Annotated in this window: 19 protein-coding genes; 8 read left to right on the top strand and 11 right to left on the bottom strand. The window is 62.1% G+C overall.

The features are described from left to right. The first annotated feature begins 380 nt into the window (after window positions 1–380). The 3 genes from C8K18_RS19910 (at window position 381) to C8K18_RS19920 (ending at window position 4343) form a co-directional block, all read left to right on the top strand. Window positions 381–1922 (top strand): methyl-accepting chemotaxis protein, encoded by a 1542-nt coding sequence (locus tag C8K18_RS19910; RefSeq protein ID WP_029966482.1) that lies wholly within the window; start codon window positions 381–383, stop codon window positions 1920–1922. Window positions 1923–2174: 252 nt separating this feature from the next. After that, the gene (locus C8K18_RS19915) at window positions 2175–3944 is read left to right on the top strand and encodes a penicillin-binding protein 2 (RefSeq protein WP_029966484.1); all 1770 of its coding nucleotides are present in this window, start codon (window positions 2175–2177) and stop codon (window positions 3942–3944) included. A gap of 141 nt (window positions 3945–4085) precedes the next feature. Then, complete coding sequence (locus C8K18_RS19920; RefSeq protein WP_029966485.1) at window positions 4086–4343, top strand: DUF2866 domain-containing protein; 258 nt, start codon at window positions 4086–4088, stop codon at window positions 4341–4343. On the opposite strand, the gene C8K18_RS19925 is transcribed toward C8K18_RS19920, so the two are convergent. Next, window positions 4325–4954: a 2-hydroxychromene-2-carboxylate isomerase gene (locus tag C8K18_RS19925; protein WP_107709005.1), complete on the bottom strand. Its 630-nt coding sequence runs from the start codon at window positions 4952–4954 to the stop codon at window positions 4325–4327. The two genes, C8K18_RS19920 and C8K18_RS19925, sit on opposite strands and share 19 nt — an antisense overlap. Before the next feature lie 252 nt (window positions 4955–5206). Between C8K18_RS19925 and C8K18_RS19930 the strand changes: the two genes are divergently transcribed. Continuing rightward, on the top strand, window positions 5207–5575 hold the full coding sequence (locus C8K18_RS19930) for a hypothetical protein (RefSeq protein WP_006049189.1): 369 nt from the start codon (window positions 5207–5209) through the stop codon (window positions 5573–5575). A 24-nt stretch (window positions 5576–5599) separates the two neighbouring features. On the opposite strand, the gene C8K18_RS19935 is transcribed toward C8K18_RS19930, so the two are convergent. Beyond that, window positions 5600–6226, bottom strand: a complete 627-nt coding sequence (locus C8K18_RS19935; protein WP_029966487.1) for a LysE family translocator — start codon at window positions 6224–6226, stop codon at window positions 5600–5602. 301 nt (window positions 6227–6527) lie between these two features. Here C8K18_RS19935 and C8K18_RS19940 point away from each other — a divergent pair, with 301 nt between their 5' ends. From C8K18_RS19940 to C8K18_RS19950, 3 genes are all read left to right on the top strand, one after another. Continuing rightward, window positions 6528–7109 carry a YigZ family protein gene (locus tag C8K18_RS19940; protein WP_107709007.1) on the top strand — a complete coding sequence of 194 codons (582 nt, stop codon included), beginning with the start codon at window positions 6528–6530 and terminating at the stop codon, window positions 7107–7109. A 219-nt stretch (window positions 7110–7328) separates the two neighbouring features. Beyond that, entirely contained in the window at window positions 7329–7874 is a 546-nt protein-coding gene (locus tag C8K18_RS19945; protein WP_006049186.1) for a hypothetical protein, read from the top strand. Between the two features lie 179 nt (window positions 7875–8053). Next, window positions 8054–8674: a LysE family translocator gene (locus tag C8K18_RS19950; protein ID WP_029966490.1), complete on the top strand. Its 621-nt coding sequence runs from the start codon at window positions 8054–8056 to the stop codon at window positions 8672–8674. Window positions 8675–8783: 109 nt separating this feature from the next. Here C8K18_RS19950 and C8K18_RS19955 read toward each other — a convergent pair whose 3' ends face one another. Genes C8K18_RS19955 through C8K18_RS19990 form a run of 8 tightly spaced genes read right to left on the bottom strand, consistent with a single transcriptional unit; the run spans window position 8784 to window position 20044 of the window. Next, a complete protein-coding gene (locus tag C8K18_RS19955; protein ID WP_107709009.1) occupies window positions 8784–9986 on the bottom strand; it encodes a polysaccharide pyruvyl transferase family protein in 1203 nt (400 codons plus the stop codon). Then, window positions 9983–11101, bottom strand: coding sequence for a glycosyltransferase (locus C8K18_RS19960; RefSeq protein WP_146239975.1), 1119 nt, complete (start codon window positions 11099–11101; stop codon window positions 9983–9985). Before C8K18_RS19960 ends, C8K18_RS19955 begins: the two co-directional genes overlap by 4 nt. A gap of 50 nt (window positions 11102–11151) precedes the next feature. After that, entirely contained in the window at window positions 11152–12192 is a 1041-nt protein-coding gene (locus tag C8K18_RS19965) for an EpsG family protein (RefSeq protein ID WP_107709013.1), read from the bottom strand. A gap of 49 nt (window positions 12193–12241) precedes the next feature. Beyond that, window positions 12242–14395 carry a glycosyltransferase gene (locus C8K18_RS19970; RefSeq protein ID WP_107709015.1) on the bottom strand — a complete coding sequence of 718 codons (2154 nt, stop codon included), beginning with the start codon at window positions 14393–14395 and terminating at the stop codon, window positions 12242–12244. Then, window positions 14392–16656, bottom strand: a complete 2265-nt coding sequence (locus C8K18_RS19975; protein WP_107709017.1) for a polysaccharide biosynthesis tyrosine autokinase — start codon at window positions 16654–16656, stop codon at window positions 14392–14394. The genes C8K18_RS19970 and C8K18_RS19975 overlap by 4 nt, the downstream gene beginning before the upstream one ends. After that, window positions 16653–17147 (bottom strand): low molecular weight phosphotyrosine protein phosphatase, encoded by a 495-nt coding sequence (locus tag C8K18_RS19980; protein WP_165919829.1) that lies wholly within the window; start codon window positions 17145–17147, stop codon window positions 16653–16655. The genes C8K18_RS19975 and C8K18_RS19980 overlap by 4 nt, the downstream gene beginning before the upstream one ends. A gap of 55 nt (window positions 17148–17202) precedes the next feature. Beyond that, window positions 17203–18876 carry a hypothetical protein gene (locus C8K18_RS19985; RefSeq protein ID WP_132384589.1) on the bottom strand — a complete coding sequence of 558 codons (1674 nt, stop codon included), beginning with the start codon at window positions 18874–18876 and terminating at the stop codon, window positions 17203–17205. A gap of 49 nt (window positions 18877–18925) precedes the next feature. Next, complete coding sequence (locus C8K18_RS19990) at window positions 18926–20044, bottom strand: polysaccharide biosynthesis/export family protein (protein ID WP_375135816.1); 1119 nt, start codon at window positions 20042–20044, stop codon at window positions 18926–18928. Between C8K18_RS19990 and C8K18_RS33745 the strand changes: the two genes are divergently transcribed. After that, window positions 19944–20183 (top strand): hypothetical protein, encoded by a 240-nt coding sequence (locus C8K18_RS33745; protein WP_244231101.1) that lies wholly within the window; start codon window positions 19944–19946, stop codon window positions 20181–20183. The genes C8K18_RS19990 and C8K18_RS33745 overlap by 101 nt on opposite strands. Here C8K18_RS33745 and C8K18_RS19995 read toward each other — a convergent pair. Further along, window positions 20180–21592 carry an undecaprenyl-phosphate glucose phosphotransferase gene (locus C8K18_RS19995; protein ID WP_107709023.1) on the bottom strand — a complete coding sequence of 471 codons (1413 nt, stop codon included), beginning with the start codon at window positions 21590–21592 and terminating at the stop codon, window positions 20180–20182. The two genes, C8K18_RS33745 and C8K18_RS19995, sit on opposite strands and share 4 nt — an antisense overlap. Between the last annotated feature and the right edge of the window lie 312 nt (window positions 21593–21904).

Here is a 21904-nt window from a genome sequence, read left to right on the forward strand (position 1 = left end):
AGAAATGTGTCGATTTTTGCAGCGCAGGCGTGCTGGCAAGCGCTTTGGAATTGAGTGGCGTTTTGTGGTTTATTGATGCGAAGGCTTGCCGGGTTGGGTTGGTGCGCGTCATCGCGGAATTAATTCCATTTCTCGGCACCGGCATTTTATTAATCAGAGAATCGTCGCTGCGGATAATGCTTTCTTATTAACTCCGCCGAATTAAATAATCGCTTTGCACGGCCTGCATTACCTCCGCCCACATCCTTTAATCAGACGAAAGGCGCATGGCAAAGGGTTTCCCCTGCCCTCATGAGCAAAGTGAAACCTGCCGTAAACAGAGTCAGCGAGAAGCACACAGCCCAATCCGATCGACCCTTTGCCAAGCACCACTCTTTGCTATGACTCTGAACAAAAAATTAGCCTCAATGATCGCCGTCCTGTGGTTCGGCCTGATTCTGATCGGCGGCTTCGGCGCATGGCAAAACCGTGCGTCGATGGTTAGCGACCGGCGCGACCAGCTCACGTCGCTGATCGATCAGGCGAACCACGTGGTCGCCCGTTACTACGCAATGGCGCAACAGCACGCCATCACCGAAGACGAAGCGAAGAAGCAGGCGCTCGCCACGCTCGAATCGATGCGCTACGGCAAGGATGGCTACATCTCCGTGAACGACTCGCAGCCCGTCATGCTGATGCATCCGTTCAAGAAAGAGATGGTCGGCAAGAACCTCGCGCAGTTCGCGGATCCGGCGGGCAACCATCTGTTCGTGGATATCGTGAACGCGGGCAATCACGAAGGCGGCGGCTTTGTCGACTACCTGTGGGCGAAGCCGGGCAGCGAGAAACCCGTGGCGAAGACCAGCTATTCGCAGCACTTCCAGCCGTGGGACTGGTATGTCGTCACCGGTATGTACATGGACGACGTGCAGCGCGCGTTTTACGCGAGCCTGTTGCGCTGGCTCGCGATCACGGTTGCGCTCGGCGGCATCGCCACGGGCATCATGCTGCTCGTGTTGCGCAGCGTGCGCCGCTCGCTCGGCGGCGATCTGGAAGTGGCCGTCGAACATGCGCAACTGATGGCGGGCGGCAATCTCGCCGTGCGCGTGCCGGTCAAGGACAACGACGCCGGCAGCTTGCTGCATGCGTTGCAAACCATGCAGGCCGGTCTTGTCGATACCGTTTCGCGGGTGCGCGCCGGTACGGAAAACATCAACGTCGGCGCGAGCGAAATTGCCGCCGGCAACACCGATCTGTCGCAACGCACGGAGGAACAAGCCGCGGCGCTGGTGCAGACGGCGTCGAGCATGGATCAGATGACGGTCAACGTGAAGCAGAACGCGGACAGCGCGCAACAGGCGGCAGAACTGGCGGGCCAAGCCGCCGACGTCGCCACGCGCGGAAGCCGCGTCGTCGACGACGTGGTTCGCACGATGGGCGAGATCACGACCAGCTCGCGGCAGATCGGCGACATCATCGGCGTGATCGACGGCATTGCGTTTCAGACCAACATTCTCGCGTTGAACGCGGCGGTCGAAGCGGCTCGCGCGGGCGAACAGGGACGCGGCTTCGCCGTCGTCGCCGCCGAAGTGCGCAGCCTCGCGCAACGCTCGGCCACGGCCGCGAAGGAAATCAAGGCGCTGATCGAAACGTCGACGACCACGGTGGAAGCCGGCGCGTCGCTGGTTGCCAACGCGGGCTCGACGATGGGCGAGATCGTGCAGTCGGTGCGTCGCGTGAACGAGATTCTCGAGGAAATCAGCAATGCGTCGCGCGAGCAGAGCGCGGGCATCGAGCAGGTGAATCGCGCGGTCGGCGAAATGGATCAGGTCACGCAGCAGAACGCGGCGCTGGTCGAGGAAGCCGCCGCGGCCGCGCATTCGCTGAAGGATCAGGTGGGCGTGTTGCGCGAGGCGATCTCGAGCTTCGCGTTGCCCGCGTGAAGGCGCACGCACGAAGGAGCGCATGAAACCACGCGTGAAAAAGAAGGCGCTCGACAGGCAGCGAGCGCCTCTTTAACACGCCGCGTCGAAATCGACGCATCAATCGAACGAAATGAGCCGCGCGGATTTTCAAGTCCGCGCGGCTTTTTTTACGTCTGTCGCGCGTGTTGGCTTGCGGTAATCTCGCATACAGATTACGTTCTCATTACAATGAGCGCTGCCGCAAGTTAATCCGCTGTCAGTCGGACCGCCATGATCCCGAAGAAAAAATCCCCGTCGCGCGATTCTTATGCGCCCGTCGCGAAGAACCAGTTGCTGGTTGCGCGTCTGCCGATGTGGCGCTCGAAGTTCATCGTCGTGCTGGTGTTCGCCGCGTTTGCCGCGCTCGCGGGCCGCGCGTTCTGGGTGCAGGTGGTGAACCGCGACTTCTATGTCGATCAGGGGCAAAAGCGCTATCAACGCACGATCGAACTCGACGCGACGCGTGGGCGCATTGTCGACCGCAATGGCTCGATGCTCGCCGTCAGTCTCGCGACTTACGAGATCTGGGCAACGCCGAAGCTGCTCGACGAAGCCGCGCTGCCGCCGCTTTCGAAACTGCTCGATCTGCCGCTCGCGGAACTGCGCCGCCGCTTGAACGGCGACAAGACGTTCGTGCTGCTCAAACGCCAGGTGGACGCGGACACGGCCGGGCATCTGTCGAAGCTCGGACTCGCGGGCATCACGCAGATCGCGGATTCAAAGCGTTTCTATCCGGAAGGCGAATCGGCGGCTCACGTGGTCGGCTTTACGGACATCGAGGACAACGGCCAGGAAGGCGTCGAGCTTGCCGCCAACGAACAGTTGCTCGGCGTGCCGGGCCATCGCGAAGTGATTCGCGACCGCCTTGGCCGCGTGGTGTCGGAAACGCGGCCGCTCGTGCCCGCGCAGAACGGCGACACGATTCATTTGACAATCGATCGGCGCATCCAGCAGCTCGCGTATGCACAGTTAAAGGACGCCATCGCGAAGCATCGCGCGGAAGCCGGCAGCGTGGTCGTGCTCGACGCGCGCAACGGCGAGATTCTCGCGCTTGCCAACTATCCGAGCTTCGATCCAAACGATCGCGCGCGCCTCACAGGCCGGCAGTTGCGCAATCGCGCGGTGGTGGACACGTTCGAGCCTGGCTCGACGATCAAGCCGGTGGTCGTCGCGTTGTCCATCGACGAGGGCAAGGTGCGGCCGCAAAGTGTGATCGACACGGCGCCGGGCTGGTACAAGATCGGTCCCGCGGTGATCCACGACACGTCGAATCACGGCGCGATGACCGTCGCCGAAGCGGTGCAGAAATCGAGCAACATCGCGCTCGCCAAACTCGCGCTCAATCTGCCCGCCGAAAAAATCTGGGCCAAATATCAGGAGTACGGACTCGGCATGCGGCCCGAGCTGACCTTTCCGGGCGTGGCGTCGGGCAAGGTGCGGCCGTACAAACGCTGGCGTCCTATCGAGCAGGCGACGATGGCGTATGGCTATGGGCTCTCGGCGTCGCTGCTGCAGATCGCGCAGATCTACACCGCCTATGCCGGCGACGGCACCATGCATCCGGTGCGCCTAGTGCGCGAGAACATCGATGCCGCGGCCGCCGCTTCGCAAACGGGCCACGCGGTCACGACGCCGGCCACCGCGCGCGCGATCCGTTCGATGCTCGAAATGGCCACGGGCGACGGCGGCACGGGGCGCGCTGCAACCGTCGAAGGCTATCGCATCGGCGGCAAGACCGGCACTGCGCGCAAGCAGGTCGGCGCGTCTTACGCGAAGAACCGTTATCGCGCGCTCTTCGTCGGCATGGCGCCGATGAGCGACCCGCGCCTGATCGTCGCGGTGATGATCGACGATCCGGCCGGCAAGGCGTTTTATGGCGGCACTGTCGCAGGCCCCGTGTTCAGCGCGGTAACGGGCGGCTCACTGCAACTGCTCGGCGTGCCGCCGGATGCGCGAGGCGTCGACGGACAAAACGCCGCACACGCATTTGCGCCGTCTTAAGTCTCGCTTAATTCTTTGCTGCAACCATGCGGCTCAACATCCCCTGTTGAGCCGCCAGATCATCGGCGGCGTTTTTTTCAGCGATGTTGCCGACGCGCAAAAGAAAGACTCCATGCCTGCGAAAAAGAAGGAGGACGAACCATGGTTGAGGACGCGGTGTTCGAGCATCTGCGCGCCATGCCTGGCAACGAATGGGTCGGGCAGATTCACTCATGCAAGGTCTCCGACCCGCTGCAGCCGCCCTGGGGACGTTCATACCGGCTTGTCGAATGGACGATGAAGCACACGCCCGAAGCGAGCCGCCGCGTAGTGCCCGCCGAGAGCACGCCGCTCGAGATCGCCCAGGCTGTCGTCTCGCATGTGCCGGGGCGGCGCTTCTGTCAGCACGGCGACGAATAGCAGAAGTCCAACGCGTCTTCGAGCCGGTCGTTGCCCCAGAACATTTCATCGCCGGCAAAGAACGTGGGCGCGCCGAAAATGCCTTTGGCCGCGGCCGCTTCTGTCTGTTCACGCAGACGCAGCTTGTTCGCGTCGCTTTGCGCTTCCGCGATGATCTGCTGCGCGGGCAAGCCGAGTTTGACGAGCGCTTCGCTCACGACTTCGACGGAACCGATATCGCGGTCATGCACGAAGTTCTGCTGCATGATCTCGCGGCAATAAGCAGCGATCCATTCGCGCTCGGCGCCGAGTAGCGCGACGCGCATCGCCAGCAGCGCGGCGCGCGGAAAAACGCTCGGACGTGTCAGCGCGATACCGTACTTGCGGCACTGCCGTTCCATATCCTTCCAGACGTAGGCGCCCTTCTCCTTCTGCAAGACGAACGGGGAATTGTCAAAACCCAGCGCGCGAAAAATCGGCCCGAGCAGAAACGGCCGCCAATGAATACGCACGCCTCGCGCAGCAGCCTCAGCCTCGATACGCATCACGCTCAGGTAGCTGTAGTTGCTGCCGAAGTCGAACCAGAATTCGATGTCGCGCGCGGGCGCTGTGGAAGCAGTGGTGGGGTTCATCTCTTCCCTCTTGCAATGTCTGACAGTCGAGCGGCACAAGCGTGCCTATGATGACAGTCTTCGCGTTTCTCAACCGATGGTGAAAGCATGATGCGTTACCCGCTCGATCTGTGTGTCGCCATGCTTCTTGCCGTCGTCGTGATGGGCGCGTCGGTCATGCTGGCGCTGAATTGAAGCTCCGGGCAACCGCTACGCGCGCCCGCGAAAAGTCGCGATATACTGTACGTATATACAGTACTTTTCGTATGAGCAATGCGTCTTCCTCCCTTCGAGCCTCCCACGCTTGCCGAGCTGCGCGCCTTCTGGCGCGCGCGTGACGAGCGCGCGGTGCAGCGGCTCATCCTCGAAATCCAGCGGCAGCGGCTTACGCTGCTCGAACTGCGCAATCTCATCGACTGCGGCGTGCAGCAGGCGCGCGCCGCGGACCGCACGCTCGTCGAACGCGGCGAACCGCTCATGACGCTGCGTATCCGCCTCGCGCAGGAAGTACTGCGCGTCGGCGAAATCGACGATACGCGGCAAATCAGCCGCGCAGAGCAGGAAAGGCTCGCGGTGCGAACTCAGGAACAGATCGAATACGCGCGCGAAGGGCGTTTGCGAAGACAGCGCCGCAACATCTAGCCGTCGCGGCGCGCGGCCGCCCGCTTAGCGCGTTTGCGTCGCTACGCGCAGGCCGAGCGATATGAACAGCACGCCGATAATCTTGTTCTGCCAGCGGCGCAGCCACGTCAGGCGCCCAACGAGTCTGCCGAGCGGGCGAATCGTCAACACGATCAGCGTCGTGTAAAGCGCGCTCATGCCGACGAAAATCAGGCCCAACGTGGTGAACTGCAAGAACGTCGAACCGTGCTCGGGATGCACGAACTGCGGCAGAAACGCGAGAAAGAAGAGCGCGGTTTTCGGATTGAGCACTTCGGCGGGAATGGCCTGAAAGAACGCTTTCGACGCCGACACGGGTGCGCTCGCAGGCATCTCGCCGCTTGCCGGTTTTTCGCGCAAGGCCCGAATGCCGAGATAGACGAGATAAAGCGCGCCGATCCACTTGACGGCGTTGAAGGCGAGCGCCGACGTCATCAGCAACGCTGACAGACCGACTGCCGCGCCGAGCGTATGAACGAAGTCGCCCACCGCAATGCCGAGGCCGGTGAAGATGCCGGCCTTGCGTCCTCCGTGAACCGTGCGTGTCAGAACCAGCAGGACCGCGGGCCCCGGAATCAGAAAAAGACCGAGTACGACGGCGACGAAGGTCCCTAACGTGGACAACTCGAGCATGCTGTTCATTCTGTCTCCTGGCGGTTTCCTGCTGATTGGCGGTTCCGTTCAATTCGTGCTCCGCAAAGTGTACCGCGCTTGCGCTTGTGCCTGCTTGTGCCTGCTTGTGCCTGCTTGTGCCTGCTTGTGCCTGCTTGTGCCTGCTTGTGCCTGCTTGTGCCTGCTTGTGCCTGCTTGCGCCTGCTTGCGCTTGCGTTCGCGCTTGCACGACAGCCCGCATCGCAAAGTCGCTATGATTCGAGTCTGGGCCGAAAGCCGGCTCCGACGTTTTTTATCGCAGGCTATTGAGCGGAATTTCCAGGTGACTTACACGTTGTCGGCGCGGCACATCCACGAACTCGAGATTCGCAAGAGCCGGTTTATTGCGTATGCGATACCCGTCGAGGATCGCGACGCCGCGATGGACGAACTGCGCCGTCTGCGCGACGAGCATGCGGCCGCGACGCATGTGTGCTGGGCGTTGCTGGCAGGCGGCCAATCAGGCATGTCCGATGACGGCGAGCCGTCCGGCACCGCGGGCCGGCCGATTCTCGAAGTGTTGCGGCATCACGATCTGGACGGCGTGCTGGCCGCCGTCGTCCGCTATTACGGCGGCGTGAAGCTCGGCGCGGGCGGCCTCGTGCGCGCCTATACGGACGCGATCGCCTCCGCGCTGCTGGACGCGCCGCGCGTCGAACGGATTGCTCAAGGATCGCTGATCGTCGAAGTCGGTTACGCCGACGAAGCCAAGGTGCGTCGCTGGATCGAAGCGGAAAGCTACGCGCTCGCCGATACCGCGCACGCAATGCTCGTGAAAATGACGATCCGTTTGCCGGTGAATAAAATCGACGACGCGCGCCGCACGTTGGTCGATATGACGCAAGGCAAGGCCGGCTTCCTCTGATAGCGGCGCGTTCGAGTTTTATTTAGATGGCTTGCGAGTGGCCGCTGTTACCATGCTGTTCTCGAACGGCGTATGAATGTATCGCCAGCACGTGCCACCACTTAAAGGGCCACTCCTCTGATCTCGACCGCCGCTTGTCCCCACGCAGCGCCCGAATCGGCGCGGCATCGTTCGCTTGTGCCGCATCTTGCGCGCCCGTCAGCGTCTATACGAATCACAATGCTCAAGGGCTGCGGCGCCGTCGCGCTGCCTTTGATGCTGTCGGCCTGCTCATGGTCGTGGTTCGGTCTCAACAGTCATAGTGCGCCGCGCGCCGCCGCTTCGTCCACGGGTTGGCTCAGCGTCGCGCCCGCGCGCGACTTCGCCTACATGCCGGCTGTCGATGGCCGCGTGTCGCCGAACCGCATCGAAAATACGGCGATGACCGTGGTCGTGCTGAAGAACGACATCAGCGAGACCGTGCGCGAGAGTGTGGCGAGCCGCCTGAAGGTGGTGGGCTTCCATCTCGACGACAGGCGCAAACTGCTGAGCGGCAGCATCGAAAAATTCAGCGTCGACGACGTTCGCACGCCGGCGCTCTGGACTCTGCAGATGCGCTATGTCGTGACCGACGCCGTCACGCACAAAGTCGTGTTCTCGACCACCAAAACCGTCAAACGGAAGTCGCCGAAATTCACCAGCAACACCGTTGCGATCGAGGACACGGTCAAGCTCAGCGTCGACGCATTGGTGAAGGACGCCGGGTTCATCAACGCAGTGAACTAGTGGGCGCGACGTAGACGTGTACGTTTTACTGTGCAACGCACGGTAGCGGAGATACCAGGAGAGGCGCGCCGCCTGTTTCGCTACAATCGGAAGCAGCGCATGCCGCTGCTTTTTGCTGTGCTCTTGTGCGTGCCGGCCAACCGCGCCGGCGCCCATGAGCACTCACTCCGCGAGGCTCCATGTCCACTACCGCCTGGCTCTTTTTTCTTCCCGCCTGCTTCGCGATCAATCTCGCGCCTGGGCCGAACAATCTCCTATCGATCAACGTCGCCGCGCGGCACGGCTTCATGACGGCGTTCCTCGGCGGCGCGGGACGGCTCGTCGCGTTCGCGGCGATGATCGTGCTGGCCGCGACCGGCCTCGCGGTCGTGCTGCATGCGTCGGCGTGGTTCTTTCTCGCGATCAAACTGGCCGGCGCCGCGTACCTGATCTGGCTCGCCATTCAACTCTGGCGCAGCGACGCGCCGGCCATCGACACCACGCAGGAGCAGTGCGCATCGCTCGCGACCGTCGCGCGGCGCGAGTTTCTCGTGGCCGCCGGCAATCCGAAGGCGATCCTCGTGTTCACCGCATTTTTGCCGCAATTCGTCGACATCGCGAAGCCGATGCTGCCGCAATTCGCCGTGCTCGGCGCGAGTTTTCTCGTGCTCGAATGCGTGGCGATCGCGCTCTATTCGTGGGCCGGCATGTATCTCGGCAAGTGGCTGGTGCGCGCACGGGTGAGGCGGTGGTTTAACCGATGCTGTGGCGGGTTTCTGGCTGCGATGGGGGTGGGGTTTTTGATGGTTAGGCGGGGTTAGGGCGACGTTGAGGTGCGGGTCGGAGGAAACACGGCCAACGGCGACCGTGTTCCGACATAACTACATTCCGGATCGAATTGCCGGATCACGGCAGCCGGATGCGCCTAGCCTATCCCACGACCTCGTCGGAAAGCGGCAACCGCGCGTGTCCGCCATTGCCGACGTCTGCGATGAAATCAGTGAACCGGTCGCGATACCACTCGGCGTCGCCATAGCGCGCTTTTGTCGTCTCTCGCGTAAGAAGCCGGGCGACATGATCGACGCAGACGTCCTCGACCGGCAGCGGCTCATGCGGACCCGGTAATGCATTGTCGCGCAGGAATTCCGCACACTTTGGCTGGTAGCAGAACAGCATTGTTGGAACGTCATACACAAAGCTGACGATCGCGCCGTGCAGTTTCGAAGTAACGACACAGGCCGCTGCGGCGAGTAGATCCACGACCGCTGTGATCGAGTCCCCGTATCGAAAACGCTCCACCGAAACGTTCGACGGAGAGAACAGGCGAGCGATGTCTCCTGTCACCGCAACACTTTCTTCGTCCAGCGAGACAAATAGCACTTCATCGACAAGCCGCTGGCTGTCGACGTACGCAAGTATCGCAAGCACCGCGTCAGTATATTGGCGCAGGTGAATGGACACGATCAGCGTTCGTCTATCAGACGGTCTGCGCTTTGGCGTGTAGATCGCAGGCAACGCAAAAGCAAGATCCCTGAGATTGACGGGCGCCGATCCTGTCACTTCGGCGACGAGGCGAACCGACGCTTCATCGCGCACGGCCACGTATGGTATGTCGCGAAGGACAGCCTCGAATGCGCTTCGCCGCTCTGCCGATGCAAACGGTCCGACCGAAACGCCAAGCGCTGCGACCGGCTTGCTGAGCCGCCGGCCCAAACGAACGATCAGCTTCGCAAAGGACAGCGAAGCGTTAGCACCAAATAGCGAGCCTCCACCGAAAATGGCCGCCCGCGCAGACAACATCGCTGCAACATAAGTGACCGAGCGTACCGCGGCACCGACTCCGCCTCTTCGCATCCAGAGCCCCCGTGCCCCCGGCAGATGGAACGAGTGCGTCAACTCTTGCGCCGGTGAAGCGCCCACGATCAACGGCTCGATGCCTCGTGCCCGAAGCGATATGGACTGCAACAGATATCCGAACAGGTCGTCGCCGAAGTTGCGCCTTCCATAGAATCCGAAGAAAGCAATGCGGGTCGTGCGGCTACCCGATGTGCGAGCTGTGCTGCGGCCAGGTCCGCCCTTATTGCACCCATTCGATGGCGCGGCGGCCGGCGCCGCTACGTCGAACTCGTTCATTTCAAGACCTCTGTTGAAAGTGCGCGAGTCAGGGCCGGCGAATGATGAGCATGCACTGGCGACAGCAGACGCCGGTAAATGCCGACGTAGGAGCGAAACAATCGGGCGTCGCCGAACCGGGCAAGCGCGTGCTTCGCCGCCGCCGTGCCCATTCGTTCGCGCAATTGCGGGTCGTCGATCAATCGACGTGTGTAATGCTCGAGCTCCGCATCGTTGCTTGCTAGGAAGCCGGTCACGCCGTGGACGATGACATCCCGATTGCCGACGATGCGACTGGCGACCGCCGGCAACCCCGCCGCCTGCGCCTCTATCAGCGCAATCGGCATGCCCTCCCATAGCGAAGGCAAAACGAAGATGTCGCATTGCTGAAGCGCTCGCCTCAATTCCGGCGCGGCAATCCATCCACTCAACTCAACAACCTCGCGATCGATCCAGCGATCAATCGCTTCCGCTTCGCCATCGCCATACCACACAGCACGGACGTTGGATGTTCGCGCGAGACGTTGGGCAAGCTGCGTGAATCGCCACGGCGCCTTCTGATAGGTAACGCGCGCCGACGTGCATACGACGACCTGCTCGCGAGTTTGTCTCGTGGTGTCGGCCCCGAAGTCATCGAGCTTCACCGCGTTCTCGACAAGGCTCGTGCGTTGCGGATTCGAAAGCAACATTCGCGCGTAACGCCATTCGCTTTTTGAGCATGCAACGATGTGCCCGCCCATTGCATGCAGCGTCCGTTCGATTAACAGGAACAGCTTTGCCTTTAACGCAGACGTGTCCTCTTTCAGAAACGCAAACCCGTGCGGCGAATAGATCGTGCACCCGCTTAGTCCGAGCAACCGCGTGGCGATGCGGCCTAGCGCCGCCGCCTTCGACGAGTGGAGATGAACAATGTCGGGCCGCTCCCGAAACAGCTCGACGAAAAGCCTGCACAGACTCGAGAGGTCGCGAACTCCTATGGCAGTTTGCATTTCCACGACCCGGCGACGCACGCGCGGATCGAACAACTTATCCAGCGTTGCGTTAAGCGGCGTGTCTTTGCGCACGGAATGGAGCACAACGACGTCATCGCCCGCAGCGGCCTGACGATTAGCTAGAAGAACCACGCAATGCAGCACGCCGCCACCCAGCGCTTCTGTTACGTGTACGATTTTTTGCCGCAAGATCACTACTCCATATTCCGCAATTCTGGCGCTGCGCGATAAGGCAGGAATGGCGATGCGCCACGACCTTCTTCATCGCTCATGTTGTGGATTCGTCCCGCGAGTGCGATGAGACCGATGGCGAACAGCCACGCCGCCAACCTTGTGTTCATCCGCCCCGTCGGCGGAGCAAACTGACGCCAAAGCACAACCAGCATCAGATAGACGAGAATCAGCTGGAAGCGGATGCCCGCATACGTGACCTGTGTCATGCCGTAAAGCGCCGCTGCCAGCACGGCAAAAATCATCCAGCCGACGGGTGGAATCGCGAACTGCCGCCGATGCATGACCATGACGCCCAGCATGAGCAACTGGATCAACAGGAACAGCAATCCAGACGTTGCATTGGGCGCTTCGATGCCGGTGTAAAGACTCGTCTTGTCGGCGAGGTAGCCTGGGACCAGCAACGACCCGCCGGCGACAGCTAACGCCGCACCGACGAACGTGATCGTGTGCCCGCGCCGCGTGGTCGCGACAAAGAGCAGGAACAGCAATGCCGATGAGAAATGCACACACGTCCCGACCACCGCGAAGATGAAATACCGAAGCGGCTTTCGCTGCGGCGAGAAGCGCGTGGCCAGCAGAAAGATCGAAGCCGCAAGGCCGAATCGCATCACGTTCATGGTCAGTTCATAGAACATGCCGGGCACGAGCACGAGGCCGCCGAACCAGATGCCATGACGACTGCGTGAAATGGACCAGAGCAACAGCAGCGCGGTTGTCATCGACACGCTGTTGACGACGAAGCGCGGGTCGGGCTCGATAGCCCAGAGAAGCCTCGCATACGCATTGAACAGCGGCTCGCCGCCATAGCCGTTCCCCTGGCCCAGATCGGCGAACGCCTGGTAGTAGGCGGCCGTGTCGGTGCCGCAATGGCCGCGCAAGGCCGCGAGCGCGACCATCGGCAACGCACACGTCACAATGACAGCGGTGCTGGTTCCACCGTACGCAACGCACAGCGCGACGCCGAGATAGAAGAACAGCAACGGCACGAGGTAGTACGTCATGAGCCGCACCACCCCGCTTGTCGTGTTGCGGTAATCGCCCCTATGCGTCTCACGCAAGCCTCCGTGACAGCAGGCAGCGCCGCAGATATTTCGCGCCGCTCAACGCAGAAAAGCACAGCCATTCACCAGGACCGATCACTCGTCGACGGCGCAAGCGCAGGTAGTTGTCCTGCTCGCCTTTCTGGATTTTCAGGAGCTGGGCGCTCAGTCCGGTTTGCGCGCCGAACTGCGCCTTGTAAATGTACGAAAGCGCGAAAGGGAACAGATAGGCCTCGCCTCCCTCCACGAGCACCACTTCCAGCAACATGAAATAGTCTTCGGCGTGGCGCTTGTTTTCATGGAAACGTGCGCCGACGTCCGCGCGCATCAAAATGCTCGAGGGCGTGAAGCGGTTCGAGAACAGAACGCGTCGCCGCGATACGCAGCGCGGCGCGATAAGAGCCGGCCACGGTTGAGACGCCGGCTGATCGCTGGCTTCGAGTTGCGCCACAGGATGCCCTGTTATCGCCACCTCGGGATGCGCGCGCATCCACTTGTATTGCGTCGCCATTTTCGCCGGATGCCAGCTGTCATCCGAGTCGAGGAACGCGATGTACGGCAGCGTCGTCGCGGACCATCCGGCGTTACGCGCCGCACCCGGCCCCGCGTTGCGCGGCTGCAGAAGTACGCGAAGCCAATTGCGCGGATAAATCTGCGCCAATTCGCGAAGCAATGCGCGCGTGCCATCCGTGCTGCAATCGTCGACCAGAATCAACTGCTGCGGACGGCATGTCTGCTCGAAGACGGATTGAACCGCACGCCCGATCGTGTCGAGGCAGTTAAAGCACGGAATGATCACGCACACCGGAATCTGTTCCGGAGGCATTGGCGACATGCTGCGGGCATCTGGCCGCGCGTCGATGCCGGATATCGGCTGCTGCCGTTCGCGGAACAGGAAGTGGCGAGCGCACAGCACGGACAGCACCGCCCACACCACTTCGCCCATCACCGAAGCGGCGGCTGCGCCGACAGTGCCCGCGACGAGCACGCCGATGAGTCCAGCGACCACGCTGAATAGCAGTGCGGCGGCGGCGCACCAGTTGCGCACGCGGACCAGGTTGCGGGTCGTCATCACGGACGACGCACAGACCGTTAAAAATCTGAACGGTGTGCTCAGTGCCATGATGACGACCACTTGCACCGCTTGCCCGTATTGCCTGCCAAACACCAGCGGGATGGCGACCGGCGCGAGCAGCGCCGCAATCGCGCCCAACGCGAGACCTGAGACGAACATCCATCTGCCGCCTTCCCGATACATCCGCTCGAGACGTTCGTCGCCCGATGCGGCCCATCGATGAAGACGCGGCATGAGCAGTTTCTGGAACAGAACCGTCGGCAACAGATAAAGCGCGCTAACAATCGTCAACGCGACGCTGTATGCGCCGACGTCCTGAGGTTCGCCCAGGTGCGAGACGATAACCAGGCCGCTTTGGCCGTACGCATAAAACAGCAGGCCGGATACACCGAAGGGCAGCGCGTTGCGCCACAGTTCCATGACGGGCGGCGTCGGCAGTCCTTCGCGCGAAAATCGTTCCGCGAGTTTTGGTCCATGCCCGATCAGGTGCACCGCGCCGCTTCGCAGCGCCGAGACGGACTGCCATGCGCCGAGCGTCACGATGACGGCAATACAGCCAAAGCCGGCCGCGACAATCAGGCTGCTTGCGCCCAACCGCCAGCACACCAGAAGCAACATGAGACGTCCGGCATGCTGTAGTCCTTGCCACATTGCAACCCGGCCGAATTTTTCCTCCAGTTGCAACTTCACCGAGGCGATCTCGATTGCGCCTTGCGTCAGCACCGCCGGCAGCATGAATAACAGCAGTGCACCCGTCTGCGCATCCGGAGTGCCTAGCCATGCCCACAAGGCGGCAGCGAGAAGACACACCAGCGCGCTGCGGGTGACGAAACGCACGGATGCTTCCATCCATCGACTCGCGGACCAACCCTCGCTGCCGTACGCTTTGAGCCAGAACGACGGCACGCCGAACCCGACCGCCGGCGCAACGATAGTCACGACAGCGAGCGCAGCAGCGAACCGCCCGTAGTCCGCCGGCGACAGAGACCGCGCAAGCACTGCCTGCACGGCGAACGCCAGGCCCGCCGACATCGACGCGCTGACCAGCAGCACCGACGCAGCGCGAGCGTCACGGATGCGCGAATTCATTCTTGCGCTCCGTCCATCATCGGACGCGCATCTTCACCTCGTGAGCGCCCGTAGCGGTACGTGCCATAGGTGGTGCCATTGCGGAAGCGCCCTGCATGACGATCGATTCCGTTGAGCACAACGCCCTTCACCGCAACGCCCACATGCTGCAAGCGGCGCATGCACTCTTCCATTTCCGCAGCCTTCGTGACCGAGGCGCGAGCGACCAGGAAGATGTTGCCGTTTGAATATGGCGCGAGAATCGCCGCATCGGGCACCGGCAACAGCGGCGCGGTGTCGACGACCACGAGGTCGTAGCGCGCGGACAACGCCTTGAAAAGATCGCCTGTGCGTTCACTACCGAGGTGGTCGGCCGCATTCGGCGGCATCGCGCCAGCCGGCAGGAAGTCGAGCGTCGAGCGCTCCAGCTTGCGGATCGACGCGTCCAGTTTGCCCATGTCGGCGATCACGTCGGACAGTCCGACTGCCGAAATGCAGCCGTATGCGCGAGTGAGTCCGCAGCGTCTCAGGTCGCCGTCGACCAACAGGACACGTTTGCCAGTGCGGGCCACGACCGCGGCGACGTTGGACGCGATAAACGATTTGCCCACATTCGGCGACGGCCCGGTGAACATCACGACGTTACCGCCGCCATCGGACAATGAAAAGTGCAGCGCAGTGCGCAGACTGCGCAAACTTTCGATTGCCGGATCTGCTGGGTCGATAAAAGCAAGCGGACGCCGCGGACGCGTTTCCCGACCGAAGTATCCAGACCAATGGAATCCGCCCCTGCGTGCCACCGGCACCACGGAGAGCACATCGAGACCTGTGCGCTCCGCCAGTTCGCGGGAATCCGAAATCCCATGGAACAGAAGGTCGCGAATAAACGCGGCGCCGACCGCTGCAAGTAACGCGACGGCGATGACCGCGAGGCACAGCAGAAAACGCCAGAAGCGAACCGGGCGGTCGGGCAACAACGCCTCGTCGAGAACGCGGACGTTGCCGACCCGTCCCACTTGCAGAATCTGCAGTTGTTCGATGTTGTTCAGCAAGCCCACGTATAGATCGTTGCTGATCTTGACGTCGCGCTCCGCTTTCACCACCTGGCGCTGCATCTCCGGCAGGCCGTCGATCTGTTGATTGAGTCCACTCGACTGCGATTGCAGAACTGCTAGCTGTCTATCGAGAGCCATCACGGTCGGGTTGGTCGGCGCGAAACGCGTCAACGCTTCGGCTTTCTTCTGCTGCAGCGTGGCGACCTGTATCTCATTGTCGGCCGCTAGTTGCAGTACTTTTTTGGCTTCGCCTTCAAGGTCCACCGATCCAAACTTGCTGCGGATTACCGCATAGGCTTTTTCTGCGCTGTCCAGTCTGTCGCGCAAGCCAGGCACCTGGCCGCGCAGGAACGCAAGCGACCGCGCCGCCTGCTCGGCTTTGCGCGCCTCGTTCTGCTCCAGGTAATGTTGTGCGAGATGGTTGAGCACCTCGGTGATCCGTACCGGATCGGCGCCGCGCAACTTCACGCGCAGCACGTTGGAATCCTTTCCTTGTTCGCTGATCGAGAGGCTGTCCTGCAGCTTGCCGATCGTCTCGAGGCGCGATTGCCGCGTGAGCTTGAAGCGGGCACCAACCGCAGCATGCAACGCGCCGACGCACAACGTCAGCGGACCGTCATCGGTCATGAAGGTTTCGGTTGCGCCGAGCCGGCCGACCACATCCTGCTTCAACCCAGGTCCGGAGAGCCGGTACGCGCCCGCGTCAGCAACGGTCAACGAGTACGCCGATCCGATCAGTGCGCTGGGCGTGTCGAAGCGTTCGACGTCCGCGCGCTCTTCACCCCACGTATAGCCGCCCATGCCCAGCAAACCGGGGCGCGATAATCCCTTGCTGGCGCGTGCGATCGCCCGGCCGACGAGTGGGAAGCGAACTGGCTCGGCTTCGATGTACAGGCCCAACTCGTCGACGACCGCAGCCACGACGAGCCGCGACCGCAGCACCTGCATCTCCGTATCGGCGGAAGACTTGACCTCGAGCATCGACGAAAGGTCCTGACCCAGCAGCGACGACGCAGTACTCGCACTGCTGCTCTCATCGACCTGAGTCACCATGTCCGCCTCGTACTGCGGATCGGAAAGCAGCACCGCGGCAAGGCCGAGAACACACAGCGTGCCGAAAATCCACAGCATCATGTGCCGGTAAAGCAGGAACACATCGAGAATCGCCGCGAGATCGAAATCCTTATCCGCGTTGGCGGGTTCGTGCCAAGCGTGGGACTGGTTCACTGTGCCACTCCCTTGACGTGGGCCGCGTCATCGCGATGACGATCAGCGGACCGCACGTTGAATTTCCCTAGCCGCTCTACCCAGTAGTCGATACCCACCGTCAAGCTCTCCCTGCACTGGCGAAACGCCGATAGGGACAAGCCCACGGGGTCGTCGATATCCATGTGGTCGAAGCCGCGCACGGAGAATATGCGGCCGCACATCACGGGAAAAAGCGACTCAATAGTTTGCTTCTGCCGCGCGGTCATCGTAAGAATCAGATCTGCCCGGCTTGCCAGTTGCCAGGTCAACTGCCTTGCGCGGTGTTCCCGCATATCGACGCCGACTTCTGAAAGCACCGCGACGGCGTTGCTCGCCGCCGGTTGCCCGACCATCGCCGCAAGTCCGCAGGAATGTACGTGCACGCCCTCGATCTTCTGCTGTAAAAGAGCCGCAGCCATAGGGCTGCGGCATACGTTGCCTTGGCAAACGGTCAAAACGTTGGAGATCATCTGTCTTTGGTTCTGTATTGCGGTGTGCCGAGGAATTCGACTTCGCACACCGGCGTCATGACGAGCGCCATACCGCCAGTTCATCTATTTGCAACTGCCCCGTCCATCCAATGAAAGCGGCAGTGACCATCGCCTGCGTTGCGCCCGCTGGAACGGTTGCTTGCGCGGTCGGCAGTTCATGCGCGGCGCTTTGCGATTCGCTTGTGCTCAATGGAACGCCCGGCGCGACATCGAAGTGGAACGCGAATTTCACGCGGCCCGTTACACCTGTCGTCGCTGCGCTGCAGGCCACGTTGAGGACGTCGCCCGGTACAACCGGGAAAGCGGCTTGCGTCGCCACGGAGAACCGCGCGTTGCCTGCATCAGGCAAGCTCACGTGGAGAGCCTGCTTTCGTTTCGCCGATGCGCTGCTCTGCGTAGCCGCAGTGGCGTCCGCAGCCGGACCCGCAACCACAATGCTTCCTGCGAGTTCGGCACCTGCGGTCACCGATGCGCTCCAATGGGTGAGCGCGCCTACCGGTGTGCCGGGAGTGTCCAGTTCGAAAAGACTGTCGGCATTGATCACGCTTCCTCGCCAGGGCAGCGCGTGGACTTGCTGAAAGCTCATCGCCGACACTGACTCGACGGGCACTTCGTCACCGATCAAAGCCGTCAGGCTGCCTTGAGCGGGAGATTCGAATCGCCACTCGACGCCGGAAGCGGAAAACTTCGCTTTGCCCGCCACCAGTTGACGCGGTGTGTTGCTCAAGTCCTTACGCTTCCAGTGCCTCGGCAGCACGATCGAATCGCGGAATACTGTGCGAAGATGCTTGCCCGCCTGCGTGGCATCGACCAGCAAGCCGTCGATACTTTCTATGTGGCAGTGATTGAAAGCGACCGTACCGAAACTCGCATGGGGCCCGAAATGCACGACGTCGCCGTTGAAGTCGAACGAACACGCGTCGAAAACGAAATCCATGCTGTCGGCGTCGATTGCAATGGCTCGCGCGGAACCGGAAAACGTGCAATCGGCGAAGGTCATCCGCTCACCGCTGTTGACGCTCTTTCCATCGGCGGATGCGACGCAAATACCATGTTCGCGGTTCTGCTCGAACCGGCACGAATGCCATGCACTCAGATAGGTATTGATGGGATCGATCGCGAGCGCTCCGCGCCAACCGGTGATCACAACGTTGCGGCCACCCGCGTCTCGTACCTCACCCGAAAACGAGGGCTGCCGATTGCCCATCACGACGCCCCGCCCTTCCGCGCGTGCCACGCCGGGGCCGAGGATCGAAATCGTGCCTCCCGCTCCATCGAGGAATGGCGAACGGTTGCCGGGGAAGCGCAATTCGGTCGACGGAAGCATCGTTTCGTTTCTGCACGTCAGGCCGTCGCGACCCACCGGCATCGTCGAGAAGTCGAGCAGAACGCCGCCCACTGAACGCAGCTTGATCCACGGCAAGGTATCGATCGTGTCGGTCAGAACATATCGGCCGGCGGGGATCAGCAGGCTCGGCAAGCAGGAGGTGTCTTTCGTGCGTAGGCCGAGATCGCGCACAAAGTCGATCGCGCGCTGCAGCGTGCCCGTATCGTCGCTCGCACCCGCGCCCTTCCGCGCAAAATCATGCAGCCAGCGAAAGCCACCGGCAGAGTCGTTCCGCTGCGGCTCGCCCCATCCAGGCGAGACCGCGGATGCGCCGAGCACTGCCATCCCGGCCGAGAGTCCGATCGCGGAGCGGCGGTTCATCGTGCCGCTTCCCGCACGCATCCAGCCAGCACAAAGCGCAGTCTCAGGATCACTTCGCCACCAGCCCCGCGGTGAGCCCCGCGTTGATGGCCGGCAACAGCAGACTCAGCACGCGGCTAAAGCGAACGAGTCCGTTGCCGTCGACATAAACGATGTCTTTCGGTTCGAGTTCGAAGCGGTTGGCGAGGACCATCGAGACCGGCGAAGCGGCATCGAGATGAAAAATGCGCGCGTCCGCGCCGCGTCCGCGAATGACATAGAGATTCCCGGCATCCGCGGTCGCGGAACTGATGCTGCCCGCCTGCGAGAGTGCGTCGCTCAGCGTCATGCGACCGTTGCGCAGCGGCACTGCCGTGACCGGCTTCGCGACTTCACCCATCACGAACACGCCGCTTTCATCCCTCGCGGGCACGCGAACCAGGTCGCCTGCACGCAGCATCAGCCTCGAAGGACTCACACCACGCTGCAACATGCGGACGAAGTTTATGTCGTACGACTTGCCGTCGCGAGTCAGCGTGATGCGGCTCTGATCCGCAGCAGGGCTGAAGCCGCCGGCATGGCTGATGGCGTCGTACAGCGTCGTCGGAATATCGTTGACCGCTTGCGCGCCGGCCTGCCGGACCTCGCCATCCACGTAGACCTGCTTCGCGCGGAACGACGCCATGCGAACCGTCACTTGAGGATCGCGAAACGACTTGCCGAGTTCCACGGCAAGCTTGCGTTGAACTTCTGCGACAGTCATGCCCTGGACGTGGATATTGCCGGCAAACGGGAATCGCAGGCTGCCGGTATCGTCGATGATGAATCCGGGCGGCGGATCGAACGCGCGCGCCGCCGCAGGCGAAGGTGAGCCGGATGCGGCCGCTAATTCCGGATGGTCCCAGACAGTGATTTGCAGCACATCGCCAGCGCCGACCGTATAGGCCGTCGCGTGCCCGAGAAGCGCTTCGACGCTTGCGTCGCTACGATGCTCGACCTCGCCTTCCATTTGATCGAGCGAAGCCAGGGTCACTTCGGTGACTGGCACGGGCAACTGCTCGCCCGGCGTCTGGTCGCTGCCGCTGGTCATGGGCAATGCGGCCGATTCCTCCATCCGCATACCGGGCGCCACCGCGCATCCGGTGGTCAGCAACGCGACCACGGTCATCAAGGCTCCGAGCCGATACATCGGCTGGGACAAAACTGCAACTGACATCGTACTCAACCTGTTCAAGCGGGCGCGCCGCAGCGCCGCCCTTGTCGACTGCATCGCGGCAGTCATGATTCGTGTGCGTTGGGCTGCACCCTTCCATCGAAATGCCGTTTAATAAGCATTCCGATTCACCAACCCCCTCACCACCGTCGCCGCAACAATCCGCATATCCAGCGCGAACGACCAGTTGCGCAGGTAATAAAGGTCGTGTTCGACGCGCGCCTGCATCTTCTCGACGCGATCCGTCTCGCCGCGAAAGCCGTTCACCTGCGCCCACCCGGTAATACCCGGCTTGATCCGGTAACGATGGATATAGCCATCGACGATCGTCCGGTACTGGTCGTCGTGCTCGATCGCGTGAGGGCGCGGACCGACCACCGACATCTGCCCGCGCAGCACGTTGAAAAACTGCGGCAGTTCATCGAGACTCGTGCGGCGCAGGAACGCGCCGACGCGCGTGATGCGCGGGTCCAGCCGGGTCGCCTGATGAACCACGCCGTCCTGCTGCGCATGAACGCGCATCGAGCGAAACTTGTAGATGCGAAACACGTTGCCGTCGGCGCCCATGCGGCGCTGCGAGAACAGCACCGGGCCTCGCGACGTCAGCTTGATCGCGGCCGCGACGAGCAACATCACCGGCGACAGCGCAAGCAAAGCCGCCGCGGCAAATACGCGGTCGAACAGCGCCTTTTGCATCAGTGCATGAGGCGTCATCGGCGACGCCATCAGGTTGATCGCGGGCAGCCCCACCAGCTCGACCACGTTGCGATCGAACATGGCGAGAGCGCGCACATCGGGAATGAAGCGCAGGTTCACGAGGTCGCCGCTGAATTCCTCGACGATGCGCAGCACCGCGTGCTCTTGCGACATCGGCATCGCAAGCCACACTTCTTCGGTTCGCTCACGGCGCACCCAGTTTGCGAAGTCGCGCAACTCCGAAAACGATGACAGGCCCGCGTCGGCAACCGCTTCGCCGTGCAGCGGATCGAACGTCGCAACGGCGCGAAAACCGGAATCGGTCGAAGCCGCGATGCTCGCGAGCACGCCATCGCGATGCGCGCCGCTGCCGACCACCGCCACCATCCGCAGATTGCGTCCGGCTCGTCTGATGCGGCCAAGCATCGCGTGGATCAACAGACGCGAGGCGACGAGCAGCACCGCGGTGATGAGGGTCCATCGCACGCACCAGATTCTGGACAGCAGCCCCGCGCGATGAAGCAGAAACATCATCGCGAGCCCGCACAGTTGCACCACGATCCAGCCGGCGACGACGTTCAGCGTCAGATGCAGTTTCGAACGCCCGCGCCACGATTCATACACGCCGAACCACGGCAGCAGCATCATGGCGAGCGCCATGTCCAGCGCAACGAATGCGCCCTCGAGGATCGGATGCCCCTCTCCAGCCGGCAACAGGCGCGCAAGCGCCGCCGCCATCGCGATCATGAGCACATCCAGCAGGCGCGCGAGAGCGCTTTCCATATCGACGGATTCGCGGCCCATCGGTTGACGAAACACCGTACGCATGACTGTGCCTAACGGCCGGCGCGACGACATCGCGAAACCGCGCAGTCGCCATCACCGGACATACCAGTACGTCTGGGCACAAATACGGACACCATGGGGTTAGTCTCAACAAGAGCTATCTGGAAATGGACGGACGCGTCACTTCTTGAGTGAGGGCGCATTCTGCCCTTACGCTGAATGCTCAGGGACCAGAAATTTCCTAAGCCTGGCGGCTATTTGTCAGCTAGATAGACGTCGCACGAGCCAAGGCGGCGGAGAGACGTGAAGATGGGATGGCCGCGCCTCGCATGCTGCGGCTATAAGCGATCGCTT

It is taken from the genome of Paraburkholderia sp. GV068, from assembly GCF_003058125.1.
GTDB lineage: Bacteria > Pseudomonadota > Gammaproteobacteria > Burkholderiales > Burkholderiaceae > Paraburkholderia > Paraburkholderia graminis.